Source organism: Psychroflexus planctonicus (genome assembly GCF_014640195.1).
Taxonomy (GTDB): Bacteria; Bacteroidota; Bacteroidia; order Flavobacteriales; family Flavobacteriaceae; genus Psychroflexus; species Psychroflexus planctonicus.
This window is the reverse complement of sequence record NZ_BMGM01000003.1, coordinates 65,398-81,337: the sequence shown is the minus strand read 5'-3', so window position 1 is coordinate 81,337 and position 15,940 is coordinate 65,398. Positions and strand designations below refer to the sequence as shown.

General features: G+C 32.8%; 20 protein-coding genes. 10 read left to right on the top strand and 10 right to left on the bottom strand.

The window, feature by feature from the left end; genetic code table 11:
• Positions 1-48 precede the first annotated feature (48 nt).
• Positions 49-1,443 (bottom strand): GFO_1087 family putative carboxy terminal peptidase, encoded by a 1,395-nt coding sequence (locus IEV72_RS03975; RefSeq protein ID WP_188457800.1) that lies wholly within the window; start codon positions 1,441-1,443, stop codon positions 49-51.
• Between the two features lie 96 nt (positions 1,444-1,539).
• On the opposite strand from IEV72_RS03975, the gene IEV72_RS03970 reads away from it, so the two are divergent.
• The 4 genes from IEV72_RS03970 to IEV72_RS03955 are packed head-to-tail and all read left to right on the top strand — an operon-like array spanning position 1,540 to position 3,594.
• Complete coding sequence (locus tag IEV72_RS03970; RefSeq protein ID WP_188457799.1) at positions 1,540-2,058, top strand: GFO_1088 family ECF-type sigma factor; 519 nt, start codon at positions 1,540-1,542, stop codon at positions 2,056-2,058.
• The gene (locus IEV72_RS03965) at positions 2,039-2,521 is read left to right on the top strand and encodes a hypothetical protein (RefSeq protein ID WP_188457798.1); all 483 of its coding nucleotides are present in this window, start codon (positions 2,039-2,041) and stop codon (positions 2,519-2,521) included. The genes IEV72_RS03970 and IEV72_RS03965 overlap by 20 nt, the downstream gene beginning before the upstream one ends.
• Before the next feature lie 10 nt (positions 2,522-2,531).
• On the top strand, positions 2,532-3,056 hold the full coding sequence (locus IEV72_RS03960; RefSeq protein WP_188457797.1) for a GFO_1090 family protein: 525 nt from the start codon (positions 2,532-2,534) through the stop codon (positions 3,054-3,056).
• A 1-nt stretch (position 3,057) separates the two neighbouring features.
• Positions 3,058-3,594: a GFO_1091 family lipoprotein gene (locus tag IEV72_RS03955; protein WP_188457796.1), complete on the top strand. Its 537-nt coding sequence runs from the start codon at positions 3,058-3,060 to the stop codon at positions 3,592-3,594.
• Positions 3,595-3,700: 106 nt separating this feature from the next.
• Here the strand turns inward: IEV72_RS03955 and IEV72_RS03950 are convergent, their stop codons facing one another.
• Positions 3,701-4,171, bottom strand: a complete 471-nt coding sequence (locus IEV72_RS03950; protein ID WP_188457795.1) for a hypothetical protein — start codon at positions 4,169-4,171, stop codon at positions 3,701-3,703.
• A gap of 154 nt (positions 4,172-4,325) precedes the next feature.
• On the opposite strand from IEV72_RS03950, the gene IEV72_RS03945 reads away from it, so the two are divergent.
• Positions 4,326-5,381 (top strand): endonuclease/exonuclease/phosphatase family protein, encoded by a 1,056-nt coding sequence (locus tag IEV72_RS03945; protein ID WP_188457794.1) that lies wholly within the window; start codon positions 4,326-4,328, stop codon positions 5,379-5,381.
• Positions 5,382-5,464: 83 nt separating this feature from the next.
• Here IEV72_RS03945 and IEV72_RS03940 read toward each other — a convergent pair whose 3' ends face one another.
• A complete protein-coding gene (locus IEV72_RS03940; protein ID WP_188457793.1) occupies positions 5,465-6,196 on the bottom strand; it encodes a hypothetical protein in 732 nt (243 codons plus the stop codon).
• Positions 6,197-6,429: 233 nt separating this feature from the next.
• Positions 6,430-7,926 carry a DEAD/DEAH box helicase gene (locus IEV72_RS03935; protein ID WP_188457792.1) on the bottom strand — a complete coding sequence of 499 codons (1,497 nt, stop codon included), beginning with the start codon at positions 7,924-7,926 and terminating at the stop codon, positions 6,430-6,432.
• 173 nt (positions 7,927-8,099) lie between these two features.
• On the opposite strand from IEV72_RS03935, the gene IEV72_RS03930 reads away from it, so the two are divergent.
• Entirely contained in the window at positions 8,100-8,468 is a 369-nt protein-coding gene (locus IEV72_RS03930) for a hypothetical protein (RefSeq protein ID WP_188457791.1), read from the top strand.
• Positions 8,469-8,474: 6 nt separating this feature from the next.
• Entirely contained in the window at positions 8,475-9,197 is a 723-nt protein-coding gene (locus IEV72_RS03925; RefSeq protein ID WP_188457790.1) for a YebC/PmpR family DNA-binding transcriptional regulator, read from the top strand.
• Positions 9,198-9,284: 87 nt separating this feature from the next.
• Here IEV72_RS03925 and IEV72_RS03920 read toward each other — a convergent pair whose 3' ends face one another.
• Together IEV72_RS03920 and IEV72_RS03915 are read right to left on the bottom strand one after the other, a co-directional pair.
• A complete protein-coding gene (locus IEV72_RS03920; protein WP_188457789.1) occupies positions 9,285-9,770 on the bottom strand; it encodes an Lrp/AsnC family transcriptional regulator in 486 nt (161 codons plus the stop codon).
• A 72-nt stretch (positions 9,771-9,842) separates the two neighbouring features.
• Complete coding sequence (locus tag IEV72_RS03915) at positions 9,843-11,009, bottom strand: M14 family zinc carboxypeptidase (RefSeq protein WP_188457788.1); 1,167 nt, start codon at positions 11,007-11,009, stop codon at positions 9,843-9,845.
• 300 nt (positions 11,010-11,309) lie between these two features.
• Between IEV72_RS03915 and IEV72_RS03910 the strand changes: the two genes are divergently transcribed.
• Both IEV72_RS03910 and IEV72_RS03905 read left to right on the top strand, forming a co-directional pair.
• The gene (locus IEV72_RS03910) at positions 11,310-11,738 is read left to right on the top strand and encodes a helix-turn-helix domain-containing protein (RefSeq protein ID WP_188457787.1); all 429 of its coding nucleotides are present in this window, start codon (positions 11,310-11,312) and stop codon (positions 11,736-11,738) included.
• A gap of 44 nt (positions 11,739-11,782) precedes the next feature.
• Positions 11,783-12,169, top strand: a complete 387-nt coding sequence (locus IEV72_RS03905; protein WP_188457786.1) for a DNA topoisomerase IV — start codon at positions 11,783-11,785, stop codon at positions 12,167-12,169.
• 107 nt (positions 12,170-12,276) lie between these two features.
• Here IEV72_RS03905 and IEV72_RS03900 read toward each other — a convergent pair whose 3' ends face one another.
• On the bottom strand, positions 12,277-12,765 hold the full coding sequence (locus IEV72_RS03900; RefSeq protein ID WP_188457785.1) for a cupin domain-containing protein: 489 nt from the start codon (positions 12,763-12,765) through the stop codon (positions 12,277-12,279).
• On the bottom strand, positions 12,765-13,337 hold the full coding sequence (locus IEV72_RS03895) for a pseudouridine synthase (RefSeq protein ID WP_188457784.1): 573 nt from the start codon (positions 13,335-13,337) through the stop codon (positions 12,765-12,767). The genes IEV72_RS03900 and IEV72_RS03895 overlap by 1 nt, the downstream gene beginning before the upstream one ends.
• Before the next feature lie 96 nt (positions 13,338-13,433).
• On the opposite strand from IEV72_RS03895, the gene IEV72_RS03890 reads away from it, so the two are divergent.
• The gene (locus IEV72_RS03890; protein ID WP_188457783.1) at positions 13,434-14,069 is read left to right on the top strand and encodes a Crp/Fnr family transcriptional regulator; all 636 of its coding nucleotides are present in this window, start codon (positions 13,434-13,436) and stop codon (positions 14,067-14,069) included.
• Between the two features lie 77 nt (positions 14,070-14,146).
• Here IEV72_RS03890 and IEV72_RS03885 read toward each other — a convergent pair whose 3' ends face one another.
• Positions 14,147-15,418, bottom strand: a complete 1,272-nt coding sequence (locus tag IEV72_RS03885; protein ID WP_188457782.1) for a beta-ketoacyl-[acyl-carrier-protein] synthase family protein — start codon at positions 15,416-15,418, stop codon at positions 14,147-14,149.
• Positions 15,411-15,863: a 3-hydroxyacyl-ACP dehydratase FabZ family protein gene (locus tag IEV72_RS03880; RefSeq protein ID WP_188457781.1), complete on the bottom strand. Its 453-nt coding sequence runs from the start codon at positions 15,861-15,863 to the stop codon at positions 15,411-15,413. The genes IEV72_RS03885 and IEV72_RS03880 overlap by 8 nt, the downstream gene beginning before the upstream one ends.
• Between the last annotated feature and the right edge of the window lie 77 nt (positions 15,864-15,940).

The following is a 15,940-nucleotide window of genomic DNA, read 5'->3' as shown; positions in this document are numbered from 1 at the left end:
ATAAAAGTATACAAATCAATTAGTTATTCATGCTTATTGACTAAAAAATTAAAAGTCTATGTACAATCGTTGATAATCTACATCATGGTTATGGTCATCCATTAGTAAATCACCATAAATTGCTTGTTTTGTATCTTGCGCAGGACGCTCTAGAATTATGCCAATATCTTGTAAAGCAGCTTTAAGCAAAGGTTCATTTTCATTTCCTAAAACACCTAAGTTATTATAGTCTTCACGTAGTTGAAAAGTAGGAGGAATGCCGTCATCAAAATCTGTGTATCCATCTGCGTTGCTGAGTTGTAAAACCAATGGCTGCAATGCGTAAGTATGACCAAGGGAAGCATTTTGCCTTCTAAAATCATCCGAATCATACAATGTTGTAGATCCTTGGTATTTACCGACCGTGTTGGTGCCAATTTGTACCACATTTATATAGGGTAACAATCCAGAAATTACCATTTCGCTAGCTGAAGCTGTAGTAGGAGAAGTTAATACGTAAACCCGAGAGAGATTTAAACTATTTAAGTTCTGTCCAGCTCTATTTTGAGTGGTAAAATTAATAGCTTCATCTTCAAAATTAGCATTGAATTTTTGAGTTGCAAATAAATTGCCAGCAAATTGGCCAGTTATCATACTGCTTAAATCTACAGAAGTGCGTAAATCTCCACCGCTGTTGTACCGGAGATCCAATACCAATTCGGTTACACCTTGAGCAGCAAATTCACCAAAAACGGCATTCAATTCATTTTCCTGATTTCTTCTAAAACCATTGTACATTAAATATCCAGCTTTAGATCCATTTCCTTCAAATAGTTCCGTTTTAAATATGGCTTGCTCTATAAGTTGAATTTTTTCTAATTCAATTTCAAGGTTGGTATCTATTATGTTATCACCTTCTAATTCAGCAAAACCTATGGTGTAGTTGTTTCCTGCAAAAAGTGCATTAAAGTCTGTTTCTGGGGTAAAACCAATTCCGTTTATTTTATTAAAAATCATTCCACGTTCAATACCTGCATTATCTGCGGGAGAGTTGGGTAAAACGTAACGCACATAACCAAATACGTTGTTGGTTCCTTCTATTTGTACAAGACCAAATCGCATTCCGTTATCCACTCTAATTCCGTTTAGCGCATCTTCTAAAGTTCTAAAATCACTAACAATAATGCTAAATCTGTCGGTTGGCGTAATTAAAGTTTCAAATAAAGTTTCAGGCGAATTGAAAGTGCTTAAATATTCAACAAATTCATCGGTGTTATCAAAACGATTATCCGCCAAATCAGGAATTTCACTTTTTTCTAAATAAAACGCATTCATGGCTTTCCAAATAAAATCGTTTAATTGCAATTGGCTTGCTGGTGTAACATTATCATCCAAATCGTCTTGACAAGCAGTGTAACTTAAGCAGGTTAATACCAATAATAAGTAAAAAGAAATCTTTCGCATCTTCAAATTTTATATAAAAATAGGATAGTTTGGGAACATAGTAAAAAAAATGTAACATTATTATTCCCTATTCGTCTTAAAGGTAAGCATGCATAAATGAAAACAACTCATTTTATAGAAAAAGTACAAATATTTGAAGCAAAAATGTTTCGTTTAGCTAGGCGAATACTTGTTTCTGAAGATGCTGCAAAAGATGCTGTGCAAGAAGTTTTGCTGAAGTTGTGGGAAAAAGTAAATCAAAATTCCAATTTCAATTCAATTGAAGCTTATGCTATGCAAATGACAAAGAATCATTGTTTAGATCAGTTAAAGCTGAAAGCAAATCAAAATTTGCATTTGGTACATGATAATTTTGAAGCCGAAGAAGATGAATCTGATGAGAATTCATCACATAACGAAACTAGAATGCAGCTCATTAAAAATGTGATGGATAAATTACCAGAACAGCAAAAAATGGTCATGCAATTAAGAGATATTGAAAATTATAGCTTTACTGAAATTGCTGAAATTTTAGACATTTCTGAAGTAGCAGCAAGAGTAAATTTATCAAGAGCACGAAAAAGTGTAATACAGAAAATTAAAAAGAATAAAGCTTATGAAACCCAAACAAAATAAAGAATTGAAAACTTTGTTAGCGCGTTTTGAAAAAGGAGAAACCAACAGAGTAGAAGAGGAGCGTTTAAATGAATTGCTTCAATTAGAAGAAAACAAAAACAATTTTTCTGATGAAGCCGAATTGTTTGCCTACTTTAAAACGGCCAAAAAAGAAACCGCCAACACATCTTTAGTTCAAGAAATTTTTGATAAAACGCAGCAATTTCAAAATTCTTCAGAGAACTCTTCAAATGCATTTCATGTATTTTACAAATATGCTGCTATTTTAATCATTGCTTTAGGTATGCTGCATTTTGCATATCAATATCAGCAAGATAAGATACAAAAAGAAGAAGCCAGAATGGCTTATTTAGAAACAAAAAAAGCATTGTTTATTATTTCTGAAGAAATGAATAATGCCACCGATAAACTTTCAGAAATTGAAGACTTTACCCAACAAACTCAAAAATATATTAATCCTTAAACAAAAAAAGATGAAACTATTAATTCAATTATTCAGCATTGCCATTCTTTTATGCGGTGCAAACCTACAAGCCCAAAATTTCGATAAATATAAAGAAATGAATGGCGTTGTTTCTGTAAACATCAACCAAAACATGTTTAAGCTTATGAGTCAACTTGATTTGGATGCTGAAGATGAAGAAGCTCAAAAAATGATTAGCATGATCAATCAGTTAGAAAACATTCAAATCTTTACAACTTCAGACAAAGAAGCAGGTTTAGCCCTAAATAAAGATGCGGTTTCTTACATGAAAAATCAAAACTTAGAAGAATTGATGAGCGTAAACGATGAAGACGGTAAAAAAGTAAGGTTTTACTTTAGACCTGGAAATTCAGACGAAATTGTTAAGCAACTCTTCATGCATATTAATGATATAGATGAAACCATTGTAATTATGATTCAAGGCAATGTGAATTTAGCCGAAATTGGAAAATTAGCCAAACAGTTTAATTTACCCGGATCATCTGAATTTAATGAACTCGAAAAAAACAACTAACATGATATCTATACTCACCAAAACAGGCTTATTCTTAGGATTATTCATGTTGATTTCCTGTAACAGCGAACCCAGTTTACAACGTTATTTTGTAGACAGCAGTGAAAACCCTGCATTTCAAAACATCAGTTTGAGTCCGCAGAACTTTATTAAAAACACAGAAAGCCTTAGTAAAGAAGACAAGCAGCAATTAGAAAACATTCGCAAATTGAATGTGTTGATGTTTCAAAATAAAGCTGAAAATAATTTGTATGAAACAGAGCTTGGTAAAGTAGAAAGCATATTGAATCAGGAACAATATAAATCGCTGTTTAGTGCAGGAGAACCCAACAAACGCATGCAAATGCTATATGTTGGTGAAGGCGAGAAAATTAAGGAGATAATTATTTACGGCAAAGACGAAAGCATGGGATTTATATTAGCCCGAATTTTAGGAGATGATTTAAATCCACAAAATCTGTATAAAATCATGTTATTAGGAGACCAATTGGATATGAGTGAAATAGAAGAAAGCATAAAACAGTTTACTGACGCATAAATTCATTAATTCTGTTGAATTTTAAAACTAGGCTACAAAGGAAGTTTAATGCGTTTCTTTTGTAGCTTTTTTATAAATACATTTTTCTGTCGATAAATTTTAGGCATTACAACAATTCCCGTTGCTCCTGATAATCGTATTGTAAATCTTCGTGAACACCGCTAATTTTCTTATCTACAAAAAGCAAAGTGCGTTCGTATAAGTTGCACAGGCGTTTATCCTTTAAAATGCTGGGTTTCAATTGAAGCATTTGGGCTAAGAAGTGAAGCAATAACTCGATTTCAGTAGATTTACTTTTAGAAAAGCGAATGTACTTCTTTACATTCTTCAAGGTTTTTCGGATGGATTTTCGCATCCAATAGTAGTTTTTGGTGTTTATCTCTTCAAATTCACTAGAAATATAGTTTTTTACTTGCTCCACAAATAAGGTTTCATTTTCTGCATCAAAAAGCAAATAGTGCAGTAACTCTTTGTTTTCCACTTTATGTTTAGCTAAACGCGTGGTAATTTCAATAAGTTGCTCACGAGAACAATGCTGTAAAGCTTTTTTGATATCGACTAATTTAGGAGAATTCATTTGTTATTTCATTTTCAACGAAAATACAGATTAATAGAAACGCAAAACTAGATGAATGCTAAAATTATGTGTTGATGAACAAATTATCATTTTAAGGCAGGTAATATGGATAATCAAACTTGTTTCCTACTATATTTGTCAATTAGCTTAAGAGATGAATATTGTACTGATTATTCTAGAATTTGCGTTTTTTGTAATGGCGTTTATTACTTTATTAAACATAAACCACTGGAGCGTTCGAGTATTGGATTTTCCAAAAGTACAGTTGTTGGTGCTTAGTTTGCTAGTGGCTACGGCATCAATAGGTTTGGAGAATTACCAATCTACACTTTCAATTATAGCTTTCATATTTATTTTGGCAGCTATTGTTTTTCATTTGGTTAGAATTATTCCCTATACCAAGTTTTACCCGAAAGAAGTACAAACTAACTCAGAAAAAGACCATAAAAATAGGTTCAACGTCATGTCTTTTAATGTGTTAATGGACAATACCAAATACCAATATGTATTGCACTTGATCCAAGAATACAATCCAGATGTGTTGCTTTTGTTAGAAACAAATGCAACTTGGGAAAATGCCATGAAAGATCTAGAAAGCAACTATACTTACTGCATTAAAATTCCACAGGAAAACCTATATGGAATGCATTTGTACTCTAAATTTCCGCTTCACGATACGCAAGTTCGTTATGTGGTGAAAAAACAAATACCTTCAATTAAAGCTAAAATTGAATTGCCTTCAGGACAGAAAATACAAGTGTATGCGATGCATCCCAAACCGCCAAACCCATCTGAAGCAGGACATTCTACCAATCGAGATGCAGAATTACTAATAATTGGTAAAGAAGCAAAAAAATCTAAACTTCCAGTAATCGTTTTTGGCGATTTAAACGATGTGGCTTGGTCTAGAAGCACGCGTTTATTTAAAAAAGTAAGCGGTTTATTAGACCCGCGAATTGGCCGTGGAAATTACAATACCTTTCATGCAGATTATTCCTTTTTACGTTGGCCATTAGATCATTTATTTCATAGCCATCATTTTATGCTCAATGAAATTAAAGTTCTGCCACACGCTGGATCGGATCATTTTCCCATTTTTGTGAGTTTGCAATTCAATACCCAAAACAAAATAGTACAAGATCCGGTAGAATCTGACACAGAAGACGAAACCCAAGCTAAGGAAAAAATTGAAGATGCATTTGGGGATTGATTAGATGAATTAAATAAGTAGATTTTATTATAATTTATATTATGTAAAATAGAAATTCACAAAAAATATCAAGCATAATACCATTACTCATCAACATCTTTCATTAAACGTTCTAAATCTTCTTTACTTCTCAACAAATCAAAATAAAAACCATTCACTAAATCGCCATATCCATTGATGTATAAAAATCGTAAGGATGCTATTCTGGCTTTATGACTTTCATTGTTTAATAAATACGTTATGCAATCCGTCTCGCATCTAAAGTCTGTAATCAATTTGGTATACCAAGGTTGAGTAGTTTCGAGATATTCAAGATTGGTTTTGAACTTTTCATAAATAATTTTTTCAATATCATCTATGTTTTTAAAATACAATTTATACACACTACTTATGTTAACTAGCTCTTCAGAAGCTTTAGAATTATCCAATACCGCGGCATCTATCCAGTTTACGTTCTGTTTATCCAATCCTAAATCTTTTACATCAAATAAAACGGTTGATAAAACATCGGCTTGCATAACTTTATTTTTGTCATAATTTCTATCTAGTATTTTAAGGTACACATTGTTTAAGCTATCTAATTCATTTCTAAAATCATCTATATCTTTTAGGTCTCTTTCCAATTGCATTAAGACGCGTCCTTGCAAATTTATATTGGCTTCAGAAATTTGATTTTCCTTACTCGAATTATTAAGGTATAATGCGATTAAAATTCCTAAAACTACTAGAATAATTTCGCCAAAAGCATAAACTAGGTAATTTGTAAAACGTTTACTTAGAAGCATTTCTCTACGGATTTTATTAAATATCTTCATTAATTATGGTAATTTACATAGCTTCACTTTCCTCTAATTTTTTTCCTAATTCAAAAATGCGCTTCGAGTATTTCATCTTATTCATCGCTAAAATAATGTAAAATGCAGCATAAAAGAAGCTTACCAATTTAGAAAAAATTAGCGCAATATTTCAAAAGCAAACTACTTTAGGTAATTGTTATTGAAAAATAAACATATACTATTGAATACTAGGATATTATTAAGTTAAAAAATTACCTAAACAACTCATTGATCTTCGACCTTAACTTTCTGTTGTAATCTTCAAAAAGCCAATCCCGGTAATTTTTGGTGTTGTTGATAATGCATCTGGAATATTGAGAAATTCGATCCTGTATGTCTTCTTTTAATTCTCTGGATAAAATTCGCGCATCAAATACATCTTCAGAATTTTCTACACACATTTGTGCGTGTTGTTCAACAGATTCTTCTAAAACCAATTTAGATTTCTCTCCGTTGTTTACGGTTTCGTTGTAGCGTTTCTTGATGTCAAAACTAATGTCTTCTGTATTTTTAAACAACTCCCGAACTTCTTCCGGCATGGTATACCTAAACTGACTTTCAATTTCTTCATCAGAAATCATGTTGTCTAAGAAGTAATCTGGATTCTTGAAAATCAACTGCCAATCTACATTGGCATCCCAAGGACCAAAACGCGCTAGATTGTTTCCTAAATCAATAACATTAAAGGTGTCTTTGTTTTTCAGTTTTCGCGAACCACGACCAATCATCTGAAAATAAAGCGTTAAGGACTTGGTTGCACGATTTAAAATAATGTTTTTCACCGTTGGCTCATCAAAACCTGTGGTTAAAATACTCACCGATGTTAAAATAGCATCCGGTTTTTCGTTAAACCATTTTAAAATGGCACTTCGCTCCTTTTTAGAATGTGTATTGTCCAAGTGTTTTACATCGTAACCCGCTTCTTTAAAGGTCTGATACACATACCAAGACGTATTGATTCCGTTATTAAAAATCAAGGTTTTTTCGCCTTTGCAACGTTCTTCATAAGCTTGCATCAATTTGCTTTGCATGCTCATGTTGGTATATAAATCTTCTGAAGATTTTACGGTATAATCACCATTGATTCCAACTTGTAATTGACTCAAACCCACATCGTAGGTATACATATTTGCTTTGGCTAAAAATCCTTTTTCAATTAGCGAAGGAATAGAATCGCCCACAATTAATTTATCGTAGTTCTTATTCATCGGTAGTTTGATGTTCGAACTCAACGGAGTTGCTGTAACGCCTAACACAAAAGAATCTTCCACGTATTTAAACAACTTTGTAAAGGAATTGTAATGGGCTTCGTCAATAATGGTTAGCCCAATATTGTCTACACTTAATTTTTCTTCGTTTAAACGGTTGTTCAAGGTTTCCACCATGGCCACAAAACACATGTAATTATTATCGTCAGAAAGTTCTTTTACTTTACTGTTAATAATTTTATTGCGCACGCCAAAACCTTTCAACATTTTAGAAGTTTGCTTGCAAAGTTCAATTCGGTGCGTAAGTACCAGAACTTTTTTTCCTGTTTTTTCGATGTATCGCCTTACTATTTCAGAAAAAACTACTGTTTTACCACCGCCAGTTGGCAACTGATACAATAGGTTGTAATTGTCTGGACAATTTTCGATATGATCAAAAATCTTCTGTAAATCACGTTCTTGGTAGTCGTATAATTCTTTTTCTTCAATTTCTTCAGGCATAAAAATGGCGTGTTGTTCAAATTAAGATTTTGCAAAAATACGTACTTTCATTCCTTTCTAGAAATCTTTTAAGCAAATTATAAAGTAAACTTCTCATAAAATAATTCCATATTGCGGATTGAATCCGCTACTAAAAAATTATTTTTGCCTAAATCAATTTAAAATATACAATCTTGGAAAATAAGAAAGCACAAAAACTAATCAATACGATTATTGAAGAAATAAGTACAAGTGGAATACAAGCAGAAAAACAAGTTGAAAACTTGAAAAACCTTAGAATTCTTGCTGTTGAAGAAAACTTACCTGTTGTTGCTAAAGCCCTTCGTTTGGTTTATGAACACTTAGAAGAATACGAAACCTTTGTTGCTCCTATTCCACAAGAAGAGATTTTTAATGAAGATGGAGAAGTTGAAGAACAAGAAAAAGTAACAGGTTCAGACAGCTTGGTGTATTTAATGAACTTAATAAAACATAGCGATAACAAACTTAACCTATCTGAAATTAGAGAATACAACACTTATTTAGAAGAGTTTTCAATTTAGTATTTTATGGGAAGAGCCTTTGAATTTAGAAAAGCACGTAAAATGAAGCGTTGGTCTGCTATGGCCAAAACCTTTACTCGTCTTGGAAAAGACATTGTTATGGCGGTTAAAGAAGCCGGACCAGACCCAGACACCAATTCTAAACTGCGTGCAGTTATTCAAAATGCCAAAGCGGTAAACATGCCTAAAGACAATATTGAACGCGCCATAAAACGCGCTTCCGATAAAAGTTTAGGCGATTTTAAAGAAGTGTTGTTTGAAGGTTACGCTCCACACGGCATTGCCATTCTTGTTGAAACCGCATCAGACAACAACAACCGTACTGTAGCTAATATTCGCTCCTACTTTAATAAGTGTGATGGTAACTTAGGTACTTCGGGTTCGGTTGAATTTATGTTTGACCACACGTGTAATTTCAAAATAAAAAATATAGAAGATATTGATATTGAAGAACTTGAATTGGAATTAATCGATTTTGGTGTTGAAGAAATATTTGCTGAAACAGAAGACGATGCAATAGTCATGTACGCTCCATTTGAATCTTACGGAAGTTTACAAAAAGAATTGGAAAGCAGAAACTTCGAAATTATTTCTTCTGGATTTGAACGCATTCCACAAACTACCAAAAGCCTATCTGAAGAACAAAAAGAAGATGTAGAAAAGCTATTAGAGAAAATTGAAGAAGATGATGACGTGCAAAACGTTTACCACAACATGCAGGAAGATTAGGCTACTACTCTACTTCTATTCAAATAAAAAAATCCTGAATGCTTATCATTCAGGATTTTTTGGTGAAATACGTATAATAAATAAATTTTAACTGATCATTTCGTCAAAAATAGAACGCATCAAACGGGTTTTATCATTTAAACTTTCTTCCATAGAAATCATGGTTTCAGTTCGGTAAACACCGTCAATATCATCTATTTTAAAGATAACTTGCTTAGCGTGTTCTGTATTTTTGGCTCTTACTTTACAGAATAAATTAAATTTTCCTGTGGTAATATGCGCTACGGTAACATAAGGAATTTCGTTTATTCGGTTTAATACAAATTGCGTTTGCGAAGTTTTCTCTAAGAAAATACCTACATAAGCAATAAACGAATAGCCTAATTTTTTGTAGTCTAATGAAAGTGATGAACCTGTAATAATACCAGCTTCTTCCATTTTCTTCACGCGAACGTGAACCGTTCCAGCGGAAATCAATAGTTTTTTAGCAATATCAGTAAAAGGAGTTCTAGTATTATCTATCAACATCCCTAAAATTTTGTGGTCGGTTTCATCTAATTTAAACTTTGCCATCTTTTGTTTTTTTTCAATAAATAATGAATTCCCAAAATTAGAGAATATTTTTAGATATCGTGCAAGTAAATTTTACTTTTTAAGAATTTTAATTGAAAAAATATTGTTTTCAGTGCGAATTTCTTTTATAATAGAATTAATTTCAGGAATTTTTAAAAGTGTTTGACCGTTTATAGCCATTGCTTTTTCGTTTATTTTAACTTCATGATGACCAAAACTATGTTCCAAATTACCTACTTCTACTAATTTAGGTTCAAAAATAATCTGCTTCCCTTCTAAAACTTCTTCATAGTGAATGGCTAAATCATATTTTTGGTTTTGGATAAATACATCTCTAAAAATAAAATCATAAAACAACTTTTGATTCTTTGGAATCTCCAAATAAGCTTTATAATCAATGCAAGCAAATGCATTGTTCATAAACGATTCAAATAGTTTGATGTAAGACATGAAAATCAATTTTCGGGTTTCTTCCCGATCGTAATCATTCGGATAATGGCCTGCTTCAAAAAGAATAGTTGGTGTTGCTAAACCTTGAAAATAATCTCCAGTGCAATTGGGATTGTAAGCATCATCATAGCGCCCAACTTGATTCGGAATGAAGTTTTGAAGCATTTCATTCATTTCAAGAATCAATTGCATGCTTTTTATACGTGTGGAAGTTACAGAACGCGTATGATTAACTGAAGGCGATAAAAATGAAACGACAGCCGAATTGGGTTGCATTCCCGCACTAAATATAGTTCGTTGTCCGTGTAAATTTAAACACAAATCGGGTGTAAATTCCTTATAAATCTGATGTAGCGCTTTCATCTCGGGCTGTGTGGCGTCTAAGGCATCTCGATTTAAGTCAATTTGGTTGGCATTGACTCTTGTGTAGGCTTCAGCACCATCTGGGTTTAGGACAAAAATCAAAGCCAATGAACATTCAGATGAAAGTTGCTTTACAAAATCACTTGACTTTTCTTGGTCTAAATAATTTACAAAATCGAATAATGCTTTTGTAGTGGTAGTTTCATTTCCGTGCATTTGAGACCAAGCCAAAACTTTCTTTTTTCCATTTCCCCAAAATGCACAATGTATAGGAATACCATTTACTGATTTTCCAATTTCCTGAATTTCGAATTGACTAGGTAATCCTAAAATGGATTTCTGAAGTTGATCTACATCTAAATATCGACCATAAAAAGTCTTTTCTTTTATGGTATCAAAATCGGTATATAATTTATTGTAGTCCATATAAACTTGAAAGTTCACAAAAGTAAACATTTCATTATTTACAATTGTATACAAAATAAAACACCTATTTGTTTACACAAATATACATGTTAACAAAAATTATACTAATGCTATGGTGGTCGATATGGAAAACTTCCATTTCACGTTTGTAATTAATATAATAAAATGTATTTCAATTTATTAACTATTGTTACATGTAGTAATAGTTGATGTAATAATAATAAGCTATCAACTAAATTTGCTGCTTCAATGAAGTTTGTTTACATTTGTATTATGCTTTAAGGCAATTAATAATTTACAATGGTAAACAGTTTTGATTTCGCTAAGCGTTTGGAAAAACTATTTGAGTATTACGATTTGAATGCTTCTTCTTTTGCTGAAAAAATTGATGTAGGAAGAGCTTCCATCTCTCACCTACTTTCTGGGAGAAACAAACCAAGCTTAGATTTTGTAATGAAGGTTGTAAAAACATTTCCTGAAGTAGAATTGTATTGGTTGCTAAATGGAAAAGGAAACTTCCCTCAACAAGCTCAACCTAAAAAAGAAAAACCTGCTGAAGAAATTTCAACTACTACTCCACTTTCTGCTAACAAGCAAACTAAAACTCCACAAAATTTCAGTTCAGAAAATAACATCATTAAAACTGAACAGATTTCATCCAAAAAAGAAATTCAGCGTATTGTGATTTTTTACACAGATGGAACTTTTGAAGCTTTTAACCATTCTTAAGTATATAAAATCATTCTAATAAAAGTATTTTTGCAGAAAAAAGAATGAATTCAATTTATCGTCTGTTAATTTTTATCCCATTTTTTGTTCTTCTTGAATCGTGTTATGCACCGGAGCAGAACTGCCAAGACTTTCAACAAGGTGTTTTTGAATTTGAAGCTTTAGTAGAAGGAGAATTGAAAAAAACACGATTTGTTAGAAAGAAAGACATTGAAATTGAATATTACGAAGGAAAAGCAGACACAGCTTCTATACGTTGGATAAACGACTGCGAGTACATTTTAAAAAACATAAATCCTGAAAACAGAGATGCCAAAAATGCAATGCATTTTAAAATATTAACGACTAAAAACAATCAATATACCTTTGAATATTCACTTGTGGGAAGCGATAACAAACAAAAAGGAACGGCTTATAAAGTTGAAGAATAATACAAAGAGAATAATATTAGAAATACAAAGTGGGATATTAGAAGTACAATATTAAAAGTAAGAAGTGCAAAGTAAAATATTAGAAGAACAATATGATTTGTATGTGTTTACCGAGTTAACCTTTTAATAATTTCCTGATGTTCTGGGAATTGAGATTGCAAATTCTTCCGATCAGCTAATTTAAAATCCTGAAAATCAAATCCTGGTGAAACCGTACAACCTACAAACGCAAATGCATCTTTTTCTACAACTTCAGCGGCAAACCACGCATGAGCTGGCACTACAAATTGTGGCTGCTCATCTTCTTCTAGTTTATTTCCGATTTTAATGAGTTCGTATTTTCCATTAGTGTGAATTACATGCAAGTGAATGCAGCTTCCTAGGTAAAAATGCCAAATCTCATCCTGATTTACTTGATGAAAAGCTGAAAATGCTTCGTTGGTAATCAAAAAATAAATGCAAGTCGAAAAGCTTCGTTTACCCTTAAAACCTGCTGGTTCAGAAACTAATTCACTTCGGTATGTTTCTTTAAAATAACCACCTTCAGGATGTTTTTCTAAATTGAATTTTTCAATAATTTGTTTTGCTTTCATCATTAATAGTTAAATTGTTCAACTGGAACTACTTCACCTGCTTGCATTCCTTCAATAGTTTCATTTCCAATTCGGTAGCGAACCAGCCTTAAGGTTGGGAAACCCACTTTGGCGGTCATTTTCTTTACTTGCCTAAACTTTCCTTCAGTTAAGGTGATGCTCAGCCAAGAAGTCGGTCCGTGGCGTTCGTCTCTTATTTTCTTTGCTCGTTGTGGAAAACATGGAGTTTCTTTTAAAATTGATGCCTTACACGGCAAAGTTGTATATTTTTTTCCGTGAATGCTTATTTCTACTCCATTGCTTAGTTGTTCTACAGCATCAGATGTAATTACTCCATCCACTTGAACGTGGTATTCTTTTTCAACTTTCTTACTTAAGATTTGGTAGCTTTCTTTTCCGTCGGTTGTTAGCAATAATAAACCCTCTGAGTCTTCATCTAATCTACCAATAGCCATTGTTTGTTCTGGAAACGTAAATAATTCGCCTAACAAACTTTTATTTTTCCTAACTGTTTGTGGATAAACAAACTGACTTAAATATCCGTAAGGTTTGTATATTTTGTAGTGAGAATGCAAGCCTAACTTTTAAATTATTTATACTTTTAAAACAAACTTACAAAGATTATAAGGTTTATTTTAGCAGGATGTAAACTTTTGAAAGTAAATTTATTTATGAGAAATATTATTGAAGCCAACTATGGACACTTATTTGAAAAAGAGTTAATTACAGAAATTATTGAAGTAGGAACTTTAAAAGATGTACCCAAAGGAAGTGAAATGATGCAAATTGGGCAGTACATAAAATCTATGCCTTTGCTGTTAGATGGAGCTGTGAAAATTATGAGAGAAGACGAAGATGGTTTTGAACTACTCCTGTATTATATTGAAAAAGGGGAAACTTGCTCGATGACATTGAATTGTTGTTTGAACCAAAAGCGAAGCGAAATTAAAGCTGTAGCTGAAAAAGATACCGAATTAGTCATGATTCCCATTCAAAAAATGGAAGAATGGATGGCTAAATATCGCTCATGGAGAAATTTTGTTCTAGATAGCTACAATGAACGCATGAATGAATTGCTCGATGTTATTGATGTTATAGCCTTCAAAAAAATGGACGAACGTTTGTTAGACTACCTCAAAAACAAATTGAAGTTTACTGAAGACAAAATTATTAAAAGTACGCACCAAGATATCGCTTACGATTTACATACTTCGCGCGTAGTTATTTCCCGGTTATTGAAAACCTTAGAAAAAAAAGGAAACATTATTCTGCACCGAAACTCTGTTGAAGTTGTAAATATTGATTAATGTATGCATTTTATTAGTGCATTAGTGGCATAATTTGGTGTATACGGATGTATTCAGTCTTATTTTTAAAATGAATTCTACTTACTAAACTTCTTCAACACCACAGCCGCATTCACATCACCAAAGCCAAAACTTGCTTTGATCAAGTGTTCAATATTGTAAGCATGGCTTTTTTTGGGGAAATTTTCATTAGATAAAAGTTTTTCAATATCAGGATGTATTTCATTCAAATTTCGGTTGCCGAAGAGAAAATTTTCATGAAGCTGTAAAATACTAGCTACTAATTCTATACTTCCAGCAGCGGCAAGTGGATGGCCAATCATTCCTTTTAATGAATTGATTTTTGGGAAAGCAGTTTCTTTTAAATCCAAAGCCATTTTCCAATTTTCAATTTCCATGGCATCCATTTTGGTTCCAGTAAGATGACCGTTTATTACATCGATTTGTTTCGGATGAATTTCTGCATTTTTCAATGCATCTGCAATGCATTTTTGAACGGCTTTTGGATTTGGGGCCGTCATACTTCCACCCTGGCGTTGCGCTCCAGAGTTGATGTTTCCGCCAAGCACTTCAGCATAAATTTTTGCATTTCTAGCTTTTGCTGATTCTAAATCTTCCAACAACATCGCTCCAGCTCCAGATGAAGGAACAAAGCCAGCTGCAGTAGCATCCAATGGTTTTGATGCTTGGGTTGGGTTTTCATTAAACTGATGTGGTAAAATACGTAAAGCATCAAATCCACCCCAAACGTATGGACCGCTATCGCTACAACTACCTACTAAAGCACGTTTAGCTTGTCCGTTTTTAATGCGTTCAAAACCCATCAATAAAGCTTCTGTTCCCGTTGTGCAAGCAGATGAATTGGTAGTAACTTGATTTCCAGCACCAATTTTTCCACCTAAATAAGCTGAAATTCCACTTGCCATAGTTTGTACAACACTAGTACTGCCCAATCTGCGCACTCTTTTTTCATCTATAAAATGAAAAGCTTCATGCAGTTTGTCTACACCTAAAATGCCCGTTCCAAAAATAACAGCGGTGTTAAAATCTACTTGGGTGGAATCTAACTTCATTTTAGCATCTTCCCAAGCTTGTAATCCAGAAATTACGCCATAAATTAAACCTGTTGCCAATAAACCTTTTTGTTCTAAAGGCGAAAAATATTGATTTAAAACAGCTTCTGAAATTTCGGGTGTTCCTCCAATTTGACAACTAAATCCCAGTTCTTTTAATTTAGGAATAAATGAAATACCACTACGCATTTCAAGTAAAGCTTGATGAAAATCAGCTAAACCAATCCCGTTTGGCGAAACCACGCCCATTCCAGTAACTACAACCCTCCTACGCATTGTTCTTTCCTGTTTTAGCCAACATTCCTGCAAGTGTTCCTTTAGCTATGTTTTGTTTGTTAGCTGTTTTCATTTCTACGTTTACTTTTAGTTTATTAAACCTGAAATAGACCAAGTTAGCCCTTACATAAACACGTTCATCTGGATAGACTGGTTTAGTAAATTCCATATTGCTTTCTGATAAAACGATGAATTGGTTTTCAGCCAACTTGGTTTCATTTGAAGTTAGATAAATACCAAAACAAGCCAAGCCGATTTGCGCTGCGCATTCGGTTAATATAACTCCTGGTGTAACTGGTTGACCTTCAAAATGAGAAGCATAAAAAGCCAATTCTTTCGAAAAAAAATAGCTCCCGTGAATATGCTTTTCGCTTACTTCAAGAATTTCATCAACAAATAGAAAATCTTTGCCGTAAGGGAGTTTTGAAATGAGATGGTGATTCATATTTTAAAAATATCAACTAAGATTAACTTTTTTATTGGGGTAAGCAAGAAAAAAAGTCCTTTTGGAAATTTTGTAAC